Source organism: Clostridium ragsdalei P11, from assembly GCF_001675165.1.
Taxonomy (GTDB): Bacteria; Bacillota; Clostridia; order Clostridiales; family Clostridiaceae; genus Clostridium_B; species Clostridium_B ragsdalei.
Genome location: NZ_LROS01000055.1, coordinates 12,793 through 29,105 on the forward strand (window position 1 = coordinate 12,793; position 16,313 = coordinate 29,105).

Genomic DNA, 16,313 nt, shown 5'->3' on the forward strand with positions numbered 1-16,313 from the left:
TAACCCATGATGAGGACTTTTAACTTGAATGATATACATTTAACCAAATATATATTTTTTACAGGAAAAGGTGGCGTTGGAAAGACGTCAGCAGCATGTGCAGTTGCAGTTAACTTAGCAGATCAAGGTAAAAAAATCATGCTTGTAAGCACAGATCCAGCTTCAAATCTGCAGGATGTATTTAACACAGAGTTAAATAACAAAGGAACTGTTATTAAGGAAGTACCAAATTTAGTTGTAGCAAATTTTAATCCAGAAGATGCTGCTAAAGAATATAGAGAAAGTGTTATTTTACCCTATAGAGGAAAACTTCCAGATGCAGTAATAAAAAATATGGAAGAGCAGCTATCAGGTTCTTGTACTGTAGAAATTGCAGCCTTTAATGAATTTTCTAATTTTATAACTGATGGAAAAATACAAAAAAAATTTGATCATATTATATTTGATACAGCACCAACAGGGCACACACTGAGAATGCTGCAGTTGCCGTCAGCATGGAGTAATTTTATAAGTAAAAGCACCCATGGAGCATCTTGTTTGGGACAACTGGCAGGGCTTGAAAGCAAAAAGGAAGTGTACAAAAATGCTGTAAAAACTTTAGCAGATGTAGAAAAAACTACGCTTATACTTGTATCAAGGCCTCAAAGTACACCTTTAAAGGAAGCAGAAAGGGCATCTAAGGAATTACAGGATATAGGAATAAATAATCAGATATTGATTATAAATGGAGTCCTAAAAAAACATGATGACGGTCTTTCAAATGCAATTTATGAAAAGCAGCAAAATGCTTTGAGATATATACCAGAATATTTAAAAAAACTAGAGACTTATGAGATTCCACTAAGGCCCTATAATGTAACAGGACTTGAAAATGTAAGAGCTTTTTTAAAGGAAGATAACATTGAATATAGTAATGAAACTTTAAATGATGAAAAGATATCTAAATTAAAGGATGTTATTGACGATTTATACAATAGAGATAAAAAGGTGATTTTCACAATGGGAAAAGGTGGCGTTGGGAAGACCACTGCAGCAGCAGCTATTGCTTTAGGAATTGCAAAGAAAGGCAAAAAGGTACATTTAACTACTACAGATCCAGCAGCGCATTTAAAGTTTGTTTTAGATGACAGCTTTGGTATCACTTTAAGTCATATTGATGAAAAGAAGGAACTAGAAAAGTATAAAAAAGAAGTTTTGAGTAAAGCTAGAGAAACTATGGGTGAAGAAGATATAGCTTATGTAGAAGAGGATTTAAGGTCTCCATGCACTCAGGAAATAGCTGTATTTAGAGCTTTTGCAGAAATAGTTGAAAAATCTGAAGAAGAAATAGTAGTTATTGATACTGCACCAACAGGGCATACACTACTGCTACTGGATTCTACTCAAAACTATAATAGAGAAATAAAAAGATCACAAGGTGATGTGCCAGAATCAGTTAAAAAACTTTTACCAAAGCTTAGAAATGCTGATGAAACAGAAGTCATCATTGTAACTTTAGCTGAGGCTACACCTGTATATGAAGCCATGAGATTAGAGAAAGATTTAAAGAGAGCAGGAATCAATAGTAAGTGGTGGATTATAAATTCAAGCTTGTTTGCCACTAATACTACTAACAATATCCTCAAGGTAAAAGCAAACAGTGAGATATTCTGGATAAATAAAGTAAGTGAAATTTCTAAAGGAAACTTTGCGGTTATCGAATGGAAACCAGAAGAAGTGAAAGGTGATAAGTTGTTAGATCTGATTAAATAAAGACTAAGTTTGATAAAAAGATATACATTCTCAATGAGATATTAAATGGTATTAATGATTAGGAAAATTTAGGAGGAATTATTATGAGTAATCAATCATCAAGATTATCATTACTTGATCGTTATTTAACATTGTGGATTTTTATAGCAATGGCCCTGGGAATATTTTTAGGATGGGCTTTGCCTGGTTTGTCTAATACACTGTCAAATTTATCAGTTGGAACAACATCTATTCCTATAGCTATAGGTCTTATAGTTATGATGTATCCACCACTTGCCAAAGTTAACTATAAGGAACTTGGAAAGGTTTTTCGTAATCCTAGGGTATTAACTCTTTCATTAGTTCAAAATTGGGTTATAGGACCTTTATTAATGTTTGCCTTAGCAGTTATATTTCTTAGAAATTATCCGCATTTCATGGTGGGGTTAATTCTCATAGGACTTGCAAGATGTATTGCTATGGTAATTGTATGGAATAGTCTTGCAGATGGCGACAGCGAATATGCAGCAGCGCTAGTTGCATTTAACTCTATATTCCAGGTGGTATTTTATTCTATATTTGCGTATATATTTATTACTGTGCTGCCAAAGGCAATAGGATTACAAGGTATGCAGGTTCATGTTTCTATGGGTGAGGTGGCCTCTTCTGTGGCAATTTATTTAGGCATTCCTTTTATTGGAGGTATGCTTACAAGGCTACTTTTGGAACCTAGGAAAGGGACAGAATGGTACACTAAAACTTTTGTACCTAAAATAAGCCCTTTAGCACTAATAGCATTATTATTTACTATAGTTATAATGTTCATGTTTAAAGGAAAATACATTATTGAGCTTCCAATGGATGTTGTAAGAATTGCTGTTCCTTTGATTATATACTTCATAATTATGTTCTCTGTATCTTTCTTTATAAGTTATAAGTCAAAAATAGATTATCACAAAACAGTTAGCTTATCATTTACAGCTGCAAGTAATAATTTTGAACTGGCAATTGCTGTAGCAGTAGCAGTTTTTGGCATTCAGTCCCAGGAAGCTTTTACTGCTGTTATAGGGCCATTAATTGAAGTACCTGTTATGATTGGACTCGTTAATGTAGCTTTGTTGTGGGGAAGAAAGTATTTTGGTTTAAAACAGGAAAAGTAAATATTGAAGACTATGCAGCTTCTTTTGCTAATGCTGGTATATTTGGCTGGGTTAAAGGTGCAGTTTTATCATGGTTAAGTGCAATGGCATGTACTGCATTTTGAGATATCTTTTAATTTACTAAAAAGCTGCTAAAAAATTAACTGATATATGGTTTATTTTTAGCAGCTTATTTGTTTTAATATGTTATCATATTAATATTGTAATTTTATTGTTTTTCTCAAAGATTCTAAAGCAAGTGATGCTATAGCAAATTTAACGATAAATTGATAAATATAGGGACAAACCTTAGATTTAAAAATTAAAGAACATTGTTACCTTTGTTGAAATCACTTTCATTTTTTGAAGGAATCATGGATAGTTGTTCAGATTGGTGCCAGAGGTTTTTTAAATTATTTTTTTCAATAAAAAGATCCATTTCTTGTTTGGTTTGAAAATCTTTAAATTGAAATTCTCCTTCTTTGTCCATAAATCTTAATCTGTAAATCATTTTTCAATCTCCAGTGTTATTTTATCAAACTTCTGACATATCTCATCTGCAACCTTGTCAACCATTTGGTAGTGTTCTTTTTTTAAGTCTTTAGAAGAAACAATTTTACTTAAAGCAGCATCTTCGCCTAATACATCAGAAACAATTACAGTATCACTTACTTTTCCGCTGTACTTTTCTGTTGCTCTTTTAGCACAGCATTTGCTGCATCCATCTACAGTAATTACAGGATAATCTTTTGCAAAAGACCTTTCTTCTTCTCCACCAGCAAGATATAAAGGCAGGCATAGAGTAACAGTTTTATCCTTACGGAGTTTTTCTAACATTTTCCTAGTAGCTAATCTTGCAATCGTACCTCCCAAACATTCTTCACCACTACAGGATAATACTCCAATTTTTAAATCTGACATATTATTCATCCTCCTTTAATATTTCATCAACTTTTGTACAAACTTTTTCGGATAACTCATCAATTATTTTCCAACCATCCTCTGTTAGTGCTGTGGCAGTACCAGCATCTACACCTTTGTGGTTTCTCATTTCATCAACAGTTCTATACTTAGCTTTTACTATTCCTCCGGCTAGAGATACATTTTTAGCAGAGCAAAGTCTTGGACACCCATCTATAGTTATACAGGAATGGCCCTCTATTTTTTCTTTAGCATCAGCATCACCTGTTACTATATGGCCAAGACAAAGGATTTCAGTTTCACCAGTTTTTAACTCGTTTGTAATCTTTAGAGCAGTTTCTCTTGCCATAAGGCCAAAAACCTTACCTATACCACTACATGGAATAACTTTTACTTTAGACATGAAATTCATCCACCTTTCTTTTTAATACTTCAAAATATTTATCAAAATCATAAAGAAGATCTTTATCACTTTCAAAATCACTTAATTCTATTTCCGCAATCCAGCCTTTTTCATAAGGACTTTCATTTATTAGTTCAGGGGATTCAATTAAATTTTCATTTATTGCTGTAATTGTACCGCTTACAGGACATACTACTTCAAAAACAGCCTTTCCTGATTCTATGGTACCTGCTTCGCCAAATTGTTCTATTTCACTGCCTGTTTTAGGAGGTTCGAAGAATATTATATCCGATAGACTATGTTGGACATAATCAGCAACACCTATTCTTGCTCTGTTACCTACAACATATACCCAACAATCATTTTCGTTAAACAAAAAACCTTCTTTTGGAACTTTGAATGTAAATTTATCTTTTTTATAAATTTCATATTCAAAGGTTTGAGGAAATACAGTAGAACTAGCTCTTTTAACTTTTTCTTTTTCTTTTGTAAGTTTATCTGTGATAATGTCTACAAGTTTAAGTTCATCTTTGCCAAGTCTCAGATTATTTTCAATAGTGATGTTATTTGATTTTGCTTCATCGCTTATATTAATTTTTTGATCAACTTTTAAGTTCTTTTCAGAGGCAATTTTACTGGCACACCTTGTACCGCAGCCATCAATTACAAGAAGAGGTTTTTCTTTAACTATTTTATTGTATCTTATATCAACTGTTCTGTATAAAACAGGACATATAATTTGGCTATCTGTAGTTTCCGTAAGTTTTATAGCTAATTCTTTTGTAATACATCCAGCACATTTATCAAGACCATTACAAGGGAGAATGGCATAAGATTTACTCATCACCTTCCATCACCTTTCGTATTTCTTTTATCTTTTTTGTCGTTTTTCCCTTATTAGGAAAAGTTAGTGCATCAACACCACAGGTTTTACCACAAGCACGACAGAAGACAACGCAGTTATTAGGATTTTTTACAATAAGTTTTTTATCATTATTTTCTCTAACTTCATAAACGTTGTGAGGACAAAATTTTACACATTCCATGCAGTAATTGCATTTATCATAATCTATTCTAGGGCTCCAATCTATTTTTTCCCTTGGAACTCCCATAAAAGTTGATTCACTCATAACTTATTCCTCCTCAATACCTAATTCTTTTAAAGCCTTTTCAACTATTCCAAAGGCTTTTTCATTAGTCATGTCTCTTATGTCCAGCATAACTGCATCCTTTTTAATATCAAGGCCTGCATCTTTAAAAGCTTGTTTAAACATTTTTCTTTGCATATTTGGAGCACAGGCACCAATTATTAATTTTCTATGAGATTTTAAAAAATCAGCAAGAAATCTATCACCATCTTCTTCACAAAGTTGTGGATGGATAAATCCATATTCTACAGGTAATTCTATTCTAACCTGATTAATAAAATCCCAGATATCCATTGCCTTAAAGCCTGGGCACTTTCCAGTGCATACACACATAATAAAACCTGGTAATTGCCTTTCTTCCATAATAAAATCCTCCCTAATATTGGTTTATTTCTAGTCTTCCTTATTACATACAATAATAATTTAATTAAATAGTTATATAATTATAATACTACTACAAATTTTTGTAGTCAACATTGAAATTTTAATCAAGATGATTTAATGATAAAAATATTTAAGATGATTGGACATCCAATAAAACTTGAAATAATGAAATTAAAAAAATCTATAAGAATGCTGAAAGTTTATAAAAAAAGTAGAATGTATCAAATTTTAAGAAAATAAATGTTATTAAATATATTGACATAAAAATGTGTTAAACTATATAATTAAATTATAAAATAGTTATAAGCTATTTAATGAAAACTAGTTATTTTTAAACGCTATTGTAAATTATTAGACTTGTCAAATAGAGGTACTTATAAGTACTATATAAGAGAGGTAGTGTTTTATTGGGTATATATTTAGATAATGCAGCTACATCTTTCCCAAAACCATATTCAGTAATGAAAAAGATGATGGAATACATGCAAGATATTGGGGCAACATCTGGGAGAGGTGCTTATAAAACTGCTATTGAGGCAGATAGACTTATTTATAACTGTAGAAAAATGATATGTAAGCTATTTAATGGTAGTGATCCAGCAAAAGTAATATTTACTTCAAATATTACAGAAGCGCTTAATGTGGTGATTAATGGCTTTTTAAAAGAAGGGGATCATGTAATAACAAGCAGCTTAGAGCATAATGCCGTGTGGAGACCATTAAAAACTTTAGAGAGAGACAAAAATATAGAAATATCAACAGTTTGTTGTACTGATGAAGGAATTACTGATTATAATGATGTAGAAAAACTTATAAAATCTAATACAAAACTTATAATTTTTACTCATGCGTCTAATGTATTAGGAGCAATTCAACCAATAAGAGAAATTGGTAGAATAGCAAAAAAACATAAGGTGAAATTTCTAGTAGATTCAGCTCAAACTGCAGGGGCCTATCCTATTGATGTTGAAAAAGATAACATAGATATTTTAGCTTTTACAGGTCACAAAGGTCTTCTTGGTCCAACAGGAACAGGAGGATTTATAGTGAATTGTTACATTGATATAAATCCTTTAAAATCTGGTGGAACAGGTGGAGATTCTAAATATCCATACCAGCCTGACTATTTTCCAAATAGATATGAAGCTGGTACTCCAAATGTAGTTGGAATTGTTGGATTAGGGGAGGCATTAAACTTCATATATTCCGTTGGAATTAAAAATATAAGAAAAAAAGAAGAAGAGATTATTGAATATGCAATTGAAAGACTTAAAAGTGTTAAGAAAATAGAGATATATGGACCTAAAAAGTCAGATAAAATAGTAGGTGTAGTATCATTTAATATAAAGAATATAAAGGCTGAAGAAATATCATATGAACTTGATAAACAGTATGATATTATGGTTAGGTCTGGATTACATTGTGCACCTACAGCACATAAAATTATGGGTACAGAAAATATCGGAGCTGTTAGAATTGGCATAGGATATTTTAATGAAAAAGAACACATAGATACTCTTGTAGAAGCTTTAAATAAAATACAAAATAAGTATATGTAATTTGTCAAATTATACATAACTTATTGGATATGATTAAAATAAAATGGAAAGGGTAGTGATGATGTGTATCTAAATAATATAAAACTTTTATTTATACAACCCTGCGTAGCTGAAAGTAAAAAAATAAGATTTAAAGCAGAGTTTTCATCAGATGTTTCCAACATAATGCCATATCTAAATTCAGTTGTGAAAAGTGGAAGTTACAATAGTAATATGCCTAGCTTTACATTTAAGAAAGATAGTAGACTAATAAATATTTACGCCAATGATATGACTGTTGCAAAAGCAATTAATGAAACCGATGCATATTCTATAATGGATTTTGTAAAAGATTTAATAAATGAAACATATGATAATAAGAATAGTATAGAACCAAATTATGAAATGAGAAAAAAACCATCGGCTTTTAAGATTTATTCATATTTACCTAAAAAAAATTGTAAAAAATGTGGGGAAACTACTTGTATTGCTTTTGCATCAAAGTTATTAACAGGAGTAAAAACACTAAACCAGTGTGATGTTCTAGAAGAAGAACAATATAAAGAAAAACTAAAAAGTTTAAATGATTTATTAGAACTTGTATAGTAGCGAAACATGAGAATAAGAATCTATACATTTTCTATACTAAAACGGAAAGCTCCTATAGAAGATCCCATTAACTAAAGAATGAGATCTTCTATAGGAGCTTTTACAGTTAACATTGAAATTTTAATGAAAATAACCTATACTATATAAAGTATATTAGTATTTAATTAAAAGAAATTATTCTTTATAGTTTAGTGTGAAAAAAGATAAATATAAATAGAAGATATTAGGTGGATAAGGAGGAGAAATTTTGAATCAAGACGATTTAGCAGTAAAAGTGTTTAAGGCATTGGGCCATCCAGTAAGATTTAAAATAATGAAGTTTTTATGTGATGGACCTAAATGTGTGTGCAAACTAAATGAGAAGTTTGAATATAGTCAGGCAAATTTGTCTCAGCATTTGAGAATTTTAAAAGATGCAGGATTAGTTAAGAGTGAAAAGGTAGGACTTGAAATGCACTATGGATTATATAGCAATGACGTTAAAAATATTATTGAAGATGTTGGAAAGTATGTATTAAATTATATAAATGGTATTAAGGAAACAGAATCGTTGTAAAGTTAAGAAAATTAAATTAGAATTGCATAGATAAACATGGTTAAAAAGGGTTAGTTTAATACATATTAAACTAACCCTTTTTAATTGAGCATTTAGTTTAACTAAAAAATTTGTAAATTGAACCTTTTAGGCGCAGCATGTGTCTTATATGTTGAAGGATGCTGTACTAAAAAGTACTTAAGAAAAACAAAAGTTGATATTTTAAAATAAAAGGAGAAGAAAGATGAAGATTAAATTTGATAAAACCAGGTTGTTAAAAGTAGTAATGGGAATTTTATTTATAGCATATATTGCTGCTTTGTTTAAAGTTTTAATATTTAGATATCTTTCAATAAGTCAATTATTCAGTGGAAGTTATGGAAAAATGAGGTCAATTAATTTAATTCCATTTAAAACAGTTATTCAAGATCTTGTTAATAGTAGGACAATGGGATATATGAGTGCTGTATCTAATACTTTTGGCAATATAATAATATTTATACCATTTGGTTATTTTATACCTTCTTTAAATGAAAAATATTCAAAGTTAAGTAATGTGTTAATATCTACAGCCTGTTTTAGCTTATTTTTTGAAATTTCTCAGTATATTTTAGGTGCTGGAAGTAGTGACATTGATGATGTTATTTTGAATACTATTGGAGGAATTATAGGATGTATTTTATATAAATACATCAATAAGCTGATACCAAAAAGAAATACTTTTTATGTGAGCATAATAATAACAACCTTTATATTCTTTATTGGTGGAGGTATTGTTGCTGTAGATCAATTTGGGACATACCTAGGAATTAGTAAATTGCATGAACAAGTTATTGGTGGAGAAAATGTTCCAAAAGGCAAGGCTGATATATTTGGAAAATTGGTGAATAGTAGTGGTGATTTAGTTACTGTAGACAAAATTATTAGAAATAATAAGAACGGCAGTACTGCAGTAAGTTCTAATTATACTAAAAATGCTAATGAAGAGAATGTTCAAGTAATGTTAAGTAAATCTACTAAGGTTTATTTGGAAAAAGGTGTTTTAAAGAAAAAATTTTTAAAAGGATATAGTTTAACTGTTACCTACAGTAAAATTCCTACTGAGAATATAAGTAAGTTATCCTCTGGTACAAAAATATCTGTATGGGGAAAATATGATAAAGGGAAATTTATTGCAAATGTAATTAGTATTCTCGATGAATCTAGGGAACAGCAAAAATTTTGAACCTTTTTTGTATATGATGTCTCTTAAATAATAGAGTTCTAAAAAATAAAAGGGGGATTAAAAATGAGATGAATAAATATATTTTAGCATCATTAAAGTATATAGATACGCTGAGGGATCCTGAAGGTAAAGCTTCTGCAGCTGATGATATGTATATCATTGGTATAACACAGGAAGATGTTCAAAAGTATCGTGATGAAATTCTTTCAACTACAGCAGATGATATACGAAATTATGCGCCTATGATGGATGGCATCATGAAGCAAAATAATCTGTGTGTAAGTGGAAATGAAAATATAATAAATTCAAATAAAGCATTGTTTCAAAGTATAAAAAATTTATGTAATAATTAAAAGGACTAGATAATTGGATGAGAGTATAATTAGAAGTGATATAATAGTATGTGTAATTAAAAATTATTTATATAAGGTTTATCCGTTTTTAATTGGGGGGAATTTATGTGGTTAAATCAAAAGTGTTTATACCGGTTTTAATTTCAATTATACTTGCAACCGCAGGTTCTGGATATTATATGCAAAAGGTAAAAGCTAGTGATGCAGCGGGAAATGTAAAACAGTGGACAGAGCAAAAGGATGTTAGTACAGAAAAAGTGTGGAAATTAACTTTTAAGCAGGGTTTGTTAGTTGATTGGCCATCTTTGGACAAGGCTATTACTGTAACAGATTCAAAGGGTAACATAATTGATGTAGAAATTAATGAGGCAAACTATGGCAACAGTATTTTAATATATCCTCCGAAGGATGGATATAAGGCAGGAGAAACATATTATTTGAATGTTTCTAAAGACTTAAAACTTTATAGTAAAACAGGTTCATCCACAAGTAATCTTAAGCAGCCAATTACTATGAAGTTTACGGTTAATGGTATTAAAACAATAGATATAAATAAGGATAGTTTAGTAAGTGTATCAAATAATAAGTTTGCATTTGATTTAATGAACCAATTGACAAATAAGGACAAGGATAAAAATATAATAATATCGCCCTTAAGTATAGGAACCATATTAGCTGAGACACAAAACGGAGCGGTAGGAGATACAAAAAATGAAATGTTAAGGTCTATAGGATTAAGTAATGCAGACGATAAAACTATAAATGAACAATACTATAGTTTATTGGATTATTACAATAATTTGAAATCAACAAAGCTAAAAACAGCGGATTCCATATGGGTTGATAAAGACACAATTTTAAATAAGCAATTTGTTGATACTTCACAAAAATATTATAATTCAGAAGTAAGCACGTTAGACTTCAAAGATAATAATTCAGTAGATATTATTAATAATTGGGTAGATAAAAGTACAGATGGACAAATAAAAAAGATAATAGATAATATTAATAAAGAAGATGTGGCAATTTTAATCAACTCTGTAAACTTTAAAGGAACCTGGTTAGATGAATTTCCTAAAGATAATACAAAACCAGAAGAATTTAATTTATCTAGCGGTCAAAAAATAAAAGTAGATAATATGGAAGATATACGTGTAAATAGTTATTTAAAAGGAAATAATTTTGCAGCTGTAAAAATTCCATACTATGATGGGTTAGAAATGGATTTGTTTTTACCGGATAAAGGAGTAGATATAAATAAATTTGTATCAAGCTTTAGTAAAAGTAACATGGATAAATGGATGAATGACTTCTATGATGCAAGAGTTACTATGAAAATACCTAAATTCAAGCTGGAATATGAAGAAGACAACATGGTTGATATACTTAAGAAGTTAGGTGTAGTTACAGCTTTTGATAGAAATAAAGCTGATTTTAGTGGAATTTCACAGCAAAAGCCGCTATTTATAAGTAAAATTACACACAAAACTTCTATCAATGTAGATGAAAAGGGAACGGCAGCAGCAGCAGTAACTGCTGTAGAAATGGGTGCTACAGCATCTATGCCGCCAGAATACAAGAATGTTGATTTTACTATTGACAGGCCTTTTGTTTTTGCAATAAGAGATTGTAATACAGGAGCAATAGTATTTATGGGAAAAGTTGAAAATCCACAAAAGTAGTTAAAATATATCATATATAAAAGAAGTAAGTTCGAGAGAGCTTGCTTTTTTTACGTAGACAACTTATACACTACAAGTTGTTTTAGAAATTTTTTTAAATTTGTGTAATGAAATTAGGGGTTATACGTATTAACATATGATGAATTACTTAGCTAGGTAAAAAAATCAGAGAAAGGGGTGGTTTTAAAATATATGGAACAAACTACATTAATTAATGCTTTAGATGAAAAAAAATCTAGAGATAAAGATTTTACTTATATTTTTGAAACCTACTATAAAAGAATTTACAACTATATATATTACCGGATTAATTGTAATGAAGAAGCAGAAGACTTGGCAAGTGAGATATTTGAAAAAGCAATGATTAAAATCAACACATATAGTGAAGATAAATCTCCTTTTGAAGTATGGCTTTTCGCTATAGCAAGAAACGTGATAAATGATTATTTTAGGAGATTAAAAAAGCATAAAGTGCTTTCTATGGATAAATTGCAAAAGTTAATATCTACAGAAAAGAATCCGGAAGATGTATTTGTAAAATCAGAGACTAATGATGAACTTGTAAAAGCACTAAATATTTTGAATACGAAAGAAAGAAATATTATAGCATTTAAATTTGGAGCAGATTTAAAAAATAAAGAAATTGCAGAAATTATTGGCATTACAGAAAGCAATGTGGGAGTAATACTCTATAGAACAATGAAAAAGTTAAAAAGAGAATTGGAAAGAGAGGTATAGATATGAACAAAAAAAGTATTGAGGATAAATTTTCTATGAATATGGATGCTTATCTTAATGGAATACAAAATGTTGATGAATCAAACAGTGAAGAATTCAATGAACTTTTAGAAATCGGAAAAACTTTAGCAAATAGAGATTTCAGTGAAAATAGTAATAAAGAAGCTGTTTTTAATAAAACGTTGAAAAATATAAATAAATATAAGGGAGATAATATTATGAAAAAATCAAATAGAATAAAAAAGACAGTTGCTGCAGCAGCAGTATTTTTAGTAGTAGGCGGTGTGTTTATCCAGACTTCTTTTGCTAAAGGTTTAGCAGAAAAAGTAACAAATAGAATATCTCTTGGTCATATAACAGTGGAACAAATACAAGAACCTTCGCAAGTGGTAATTCCAACCGATTTAAAAGGCAAAATCTTTGATAAAAATAAAAATCCTGTAACAGTAGTTACAAAAAATACTGGAAAATTATATACAAAATCAGGTGAAGAAATTGCTACAATTTTAAACGGAAAGATAGTAACAGTAAGTGAGGCAAAAGTTGAAGATGAAAAAATTCAGAACAATATGCTAATAGTTAAAAATTCTAGCAGTTTAAATAAATATACTTGTTTTAATGTTAAGCTGCCTGCCTATTTACCAGAAGGTTATAAATTTGATAGGGCAGAATTTTATAAAGATAACGATGGAAGCGTAAGTAAAAAATATATTGATTTATATTTTACTAATGCAAAAACAGGAAAGTATATTCACATGCAGCAAAGGTTTGCTTGCAAAGAAACTAAATATGAAGATGGAACAGATGGGAAAATTGAAAAAGTAAAAGTTAATGGAAAAGATGCAATATTATCTGATAACAAAAACATGGACTGGGAGAATAATGGGGTACTTTATAGTTTATCAGGCAGAGGAGCATTTGGAAAAACTGAATTAATAAAAATTGCAGATTCTATTAAATAAACAGGTTTTATAAGAATAAGCATAATACTGAAGTAGTTCAGTATTATGCTTATAACATTTTTAATTGAACCTTTTTTGTATAAGATGTGTCTTACATAGTAGAGTTAACAAAATAATTAAAAGTTGTGGAGGTATATAAATTGAAAAAGTTAGTTGTAATACCACTATTGTTGGTAGCTGCAGTAATAATTTACTCAGTATGTAATTTAAGTCAAGCTAAAAGTGATCATGTATACTCAAATAATCAAAGTTCAAATAAATTTTTAATTTTAGTAAATAAAAATCATCCTCTATCATCAAGTTATATACCTGAGAATTTAACAATGCTCAATGTGGAATTTTCACCAAGTGCATCTCATGAAGAAAAGATGATGCAAGATGAAGCAGCTGAACAGTTGGAAAATTTATTTAAGTATGCTCATAAAAAGGATATGAATTTATATGGTGTATCAGCTTATAGATCTTATAAGTCACAAAAACAAGTATATGATGAGAGAGTTCGACGGGTAGGCAAAAAGCAAGCTGATGAATATGTAGCACATCCTGGTACAAGTGAACATCAAACAGGTCTTGCTATAGATGTTACAAATGAAGCTGGTTTCAAAGGCATGTTAACAGTAGATTTTGGACAAACAAGAGAGGGAAAGTGGTTAAAGGCTAATGCCTATAGATTTGGATTTATTATGAGATATCCAAAAGAAAAAGAAGCTATAACAGGTTATAATTATGAGTCCTGGCATATACGATATGTTGGAGCAAAAGCAGCAAAAGAAATATATGGTAAGAATATGGTGCTGGAGGAGTATTTAGGTGAAAAATAAATTTGATATAATTGATGAATCTAGCAATAATTATTTTAATCAGTAGATTATCAATAAAAATTATACAATTTGTTGAAAAAATAGATTTGTAAACCTAAGCATAATGCTGTAAAATTACAGTGTTATGCTTATGGTATTGCTTTTAAATAAAAGGTAGACACAAAAATTGGAATAATGTAAAATAAAGAAGAGAAGTTTTCCTGAGATGTGTTTATAACTTTTTATTTGAATTAGCTATAATTTTAGAAGTTGCTATATGATTTTGAGCTGAATAAATAGTTAATATCCGTTCTTTTAGTTTATTTATTTTTTCAGTTTTATAAAATAATAATTGTTTTAATTATGAGTTTTATTACACAAAATATAATGTAGCCTTTATCTATATAAGTTAATTAATATTAAAGACTATAAAGCCTTAATTTTTAAATTTTTATTGTAATTATAGAAGGGATGGGTATTATGGAAAATGATGCAGAAAAGGAAAATGAGAAGGAGGGACAAAGTAAGCGCAATAAAATTATCAAAGGTACTATCATTTCTATTTGCATTTTACTTATTATATATTTTGGGATGGCAGCGTACTTCACAAAGCATTTTTATTTTGGATCTGAAATTAATGGTGTGAATGTTTCAGGTAAAACTGCGGAGCAATTAAATACGGAATTGATATCTCAGATAAAATCATATAAGTTAAATTTAAAAGAGCGAGGTAGTAAAAGCGAACAAATTAGTGGATCTGACATTAAGTTAAAGTATAATTCAGATGATGAATTTAGGAAACTTAAGGATAAGCAAGGCAATTATAAATGGATTATAGCATTTTTAGATACAAATGATACTAAAATGACAGCTGAAGTTTCATATGATAAGCAGATATTGGAAGATAAAATAAATAAACTGTCTTGTCTTGATAATAAAAATGTAATTGAACCTAAAAATCCTAGCTTCAAATACTCAGATAAAGGTTATAATATTGTAAGTGAAGTATATGGAAGTAAAGTAGATAAAACTGCATTATATAATAATGTAGTAAAGGCAATATCTAAAGGTCAAACTACGTTGGATTTGGAAGCAATGAATTGTTATGTAAATCCAAAGTATACTGTAAAATCAGCAAAAACTACCCAAATTAGGGATCTTCTTAATAAATATGTATCTTCTAAAATTATCTATACATTTGGAGATAAAAAAGAAACTATAGATGGTTCTAAGATAAATAATTGGCTTACAGTTAATGATAATTTCGAAGTTGAATTTGACAAAGACAAAATAAAAAATTATATGCTTGATCTTTCAAAAACTTACGATACAATTGGTAAGACAAGAAGTTTTGTTACAACTTCGGGAAGAACAATAAATGTTGGCGGCGGTGATTATGGTTGGGACATTAATTCCGCTAAGGAAACAGAAAATTTGATCACCTACATTAAACAAGGTGGAACTGTAAAAAAAGAACCAACATATAGTCAAACTGCGGCATCTCATGGAGCTAATGATATAGGAAATACCTATGTAGAAGTAGATTTGAGTGATCAACATTTATGGTTTTATAAAAATGGTTCATTAGTAGTACAAGGGGATGTTGTTACAGGTAATGTAAGTCAGGGACACCCAACACCAGAAGGCGTTTATTGGGTGAAATATAAAGAAAGACATGCTACTTTAAAAGGTGAAGGATACAGTTCACCAGTTGATTTTTGGATGCCATTTAATGGAGGTATTGGAATTCATGATGCAAGTTGGAGAAGTGAATTTGGTGGAAGTATATACATGTCAAGTGGTTCACATGGTTGTGTAAACTCACCGTATTATTTGGCAAGGACAATATTCCAGAATATTGATAAAGGTACTCCAGTTGTTTGTTATTATTAGTATAATACTATACGATTTTAGAAATATGTGTGATTAAATAATAATTTATATGATTAACATAGGATGAATTAATTGAAAAGGTGATAATTAAAAAAGTTATCACCTTTTTTAATTTTTTGATATAATGTAGTTAAAGAATTTTTGTTGTATTTTATCGAAATAAGCAGCATATAAGGGGATATTAAAATATAAATCCAATAATATTTTAATGTCAATAAATTGAGCGGAATTGTAGAATTATATTACAGATGG

Annotated in this window: 19 protein-coding genes; 13 read left to right on the top strand and 6 right to left on the bottom strand. The window is 29.6% G+C overall.

Annotation, left to right across the window (positions count from 1 at the left end):
• Positions 1-6: 6 nt before the first annotated feature.
• The 3 genes from arsA to CLRAG_RS20975 all read left to right on the top strand — a co-directional run bounded on the left by arsA (position 7) and on the right by CLRAG_RS20975 (position 2,995).
• Positions 7-1,752 carry an arsenical pump-driving ATPase gene (gene arsA, locus CLRAG_RS16260; RefSeq protein WP_065079356.1) on the top strand — a complete coding sequence of 582 codons (1,746 nt, stop codon included), beginning with the start codon at positions 7-9 and terminating at the stop codon, positions 1,750-1,752.
• Between the two features lie 83 nt (positions 1,753-1,835).
• A complete protein-coding gene (gene arsB, locus CLRAG_RS16265) occupies positions 1,836-2,891 on the top strand; it encodes an ACR3 family arsenite efflux transporter (RefSeq protein ID WP_065079357.1) in 1,056 nt (351 codons plus the stop codon).
• Positions 2,852-2,995 carry a hypothetical protein gene (locus tag CLRAG_RS20975; RefSeq protein WP_207644828.1) on the top strand — a complete coding sequence of 48 codons (144 nt, stop codon included), beginning with the start codon at positions 2,852-2,854 and terminating at the stop codon, positions 2,993-2,995. The genes arsB and CLRAG_RS20975 overlap by 40 nt, the downstream gene beginning before the upstream one ends.
• Before the next feature lie 197 nt (positions 2,996-3,192).
• Here CLRAG_RS20975 and CLRAG_RS16270 read toward each other — a convergent pair whose 3' ends face one another.
• The 6 genes from CLRAG_RS16270 to CLRAG_RS16295 are packed head-to-tail and all read right to left on the bottom strand — an operon-like array spanning position 3,193 to position 5,705.
• The gene (locus CLRAG_RS16270) at positions 3,193-3,381 is read right to left on the bottom strand and encodes a hypothetical protein (RefSeq protein WP_065079358.1); all 189 of its coding nucleotides are present in this window, start codon (positions 3,379-3,381) and stop codon (positions 3,193-3,195) included.
• A complete protein-coding gene (locus tag CLRAG_RS16275) occupies positions 3,378-3,791 on the bottom strand; it encodes a putative zinc-binding protein (RefSeq protein WP_065079359.1) in 414 nt (137 codons plus the stop codon). Before CLRAG_RS16275 ends, CLRAG_RS16270 begins: the two co-directional genes overlap by 4 nt.
• A 1-nt stretch (position 3,792) precedes the next feature.
• On the bottom strand, positions 3,793-4,194 hold the full coding sequence (locus CLRAG_RS16280) for a putative zinc-binding protein (protein WP_065079360.1): 402 nt from the start codon (positions 4,192-4,194) through the stop codon (positions 3,793-3,795).
• The gene (locus CLRAG_RS16285) at positions 4,187-5,038 is read right to left on the bottom strand and encodes a putative zinc-binding protein (RefSeq protein WP_065079361.1); all 852 of its coding nucleotides are present in this window, start codon (positions 5,036-5,038) and stop codon (positions 4,187-4,189) included. The genes CLRAG_RS16280 and CLRAG_RS16285 overlap by 8 nt, the downstream gene beginning before the upstream one ends.
• Positions 5,031-5,324 (bottom strand): 4Fe-4S dicluster domain-containing protein, encoded by a 294-nt coding sequence (locus tag CLRAG_RS16290; RefSeq protein WP_065079362.1) that lies wholly within the window; start codon positions 5,322-5,324, stop codon positions 5,031-5,033. Before CLRAG_RS16290 ends, CLRAG_RS16285 begins: the two co-directional genes overlap by 8 nt.
• A gap of 3 nt (positions 5,325-5,327) precedes the next feature.
• Positions 5,328-5,705, bottom strand: coding sequence for a hypothetical protein (locus CLRAG_RS16295; RefSeq protein ID WP_065079363.1), 378 nt, complete (start codon positions 5,703-5,705; stop codon positions 5,328-5,330).
• A gap of 428 nt (positions 5,706-6,133) precedes the next feature.
• Between CLRAG_RS16295 and CLRAG_RS16300 the strand changes: the two genes are divergently transcribed.
• From CLRAG_RS16300 to CLRAG_RS16345, 10 genes are all read left to right on the top strand, one after another.
• Positions 6,134-7,285 carry an aminotransferase class V-fold PLP-dependent enzyme gene (locus CLRAG_RS16300; RefSeq protein ID WP_065079364.1) on the top strand — a complete coding sequence of 384 codons (1,152 nt, stop codon included), beginning with the start codon at positions 6,134-6,136 and terminating at the stop codon, positions 7,283-7,285.
• 63 nt (positions 7,286-7,348) lie between these two features.
• Positions 7,349-7,870 (top strand): (Fe-S)-binding protein, encoded by a 522-nt coding sequence (locus CLRAG_RS16305; RefSeq protein WP_065079365.1) that lies wholly within the window; start codon positions 7,349-7,351, stop codon positions 7,868-7,870.
• Between the two features lie 250 nt (positions 7,871-8,120).
• Positions 8,121-8,429, top strand: a complete 309-nt coding sequence (locus CLRAG_RS16310) for an ArsR/SmtB family transcription factor (RefSeq protein WP_065079366.1) — start codon at positions 8,121-8,123, stop codon at positions 8,427-8,429.
• Positions 8,430-8,652: 223 nt separating this feature from the next.
• A complete protein-coding gene (locus tag CLRAG_RS16315) occupies positions 8,653-9,633 on the top strand; it encodes a VanZ family protein (protein WP_065079367.1) in 981 nt (326 codons plus the stop codon).
• Positions 9,634-9,701: 68 nt separating this feature from the next.
• On the top strand, positions 9,702-9,986 hold the full coding sequence (locus CLRAG_RS16320) for a hypothetical protein (protein ID WP_065079368.1): 285 nt from the start codon (positions 9,702-9,704) through the stop codon (positions 9,984-9,986).
• A 107-nt stretch (positions 9,987-10,093) separates the two neighbouring features.
• Complete coding sequence (locus tag CLRAG_RS16325; RefSeq protein WP_065079369.1) at positions 10,094-11,668, top strand: serpin family protein; 1,575 nt, start codon at positions 10,094-10,096, stop codon at positions 11,666-11,668.
• Positions 11,669-11,860: 192 nt separating this feature from the next.
• Positions 11,861-12,406: an ECF subfamily RNA polymerase sigma factor, BldN family gene (locus CLRAG_RS16330; protein WP_065079370.1), complete on the top strand. Its 546-nt coding sequence runs from the start codon at positions 11,861-11,863 to the stop codon at positions 12,404-12,406.
• A 2-nt stretch (positions 12,407-12,408) separates the two neighbouring features.
• Complete coding sequence (locus CLRAG_RS16335; RefSeq protein ID WP_065079371.1) at positions 12,409-13,368, top strand: DUF4367 domain-containing protein; 960 nt, start codon at positions 12,409-12,411, stop codon at positions 13,366-13,368.
• Between the two features lie 140 nt (positions 13,369-13,508).
• On the top strand, positions 13,509-14,189 hold the full coding sequence (locus CLRAG_RS16340) for a M15 family metallopeptidase (RefSeq protein WP_065079372.1): 681 nt from the start codon (positions 13,509-13,511) through the stop codon (positions 14,187-14,189).
• A 459-nt stretch (positions 14,190-14,648) separates the two neighbouring features.
• The gene (locus CLRAG_RS16345; RefSeq protein ID WP_154105009.1) at positions 14,649-16,061 is read left to right on the top strand and encodes a L,D-transpeptidase family protein; all 1,413 of its coding nucleotides are present in this window, start codon (positions 14,649-14,651) and stop codon (positions 16,059-16,061) included.
• Positions 16,062-16,313 lie beyond the last annotated feature (252 nt).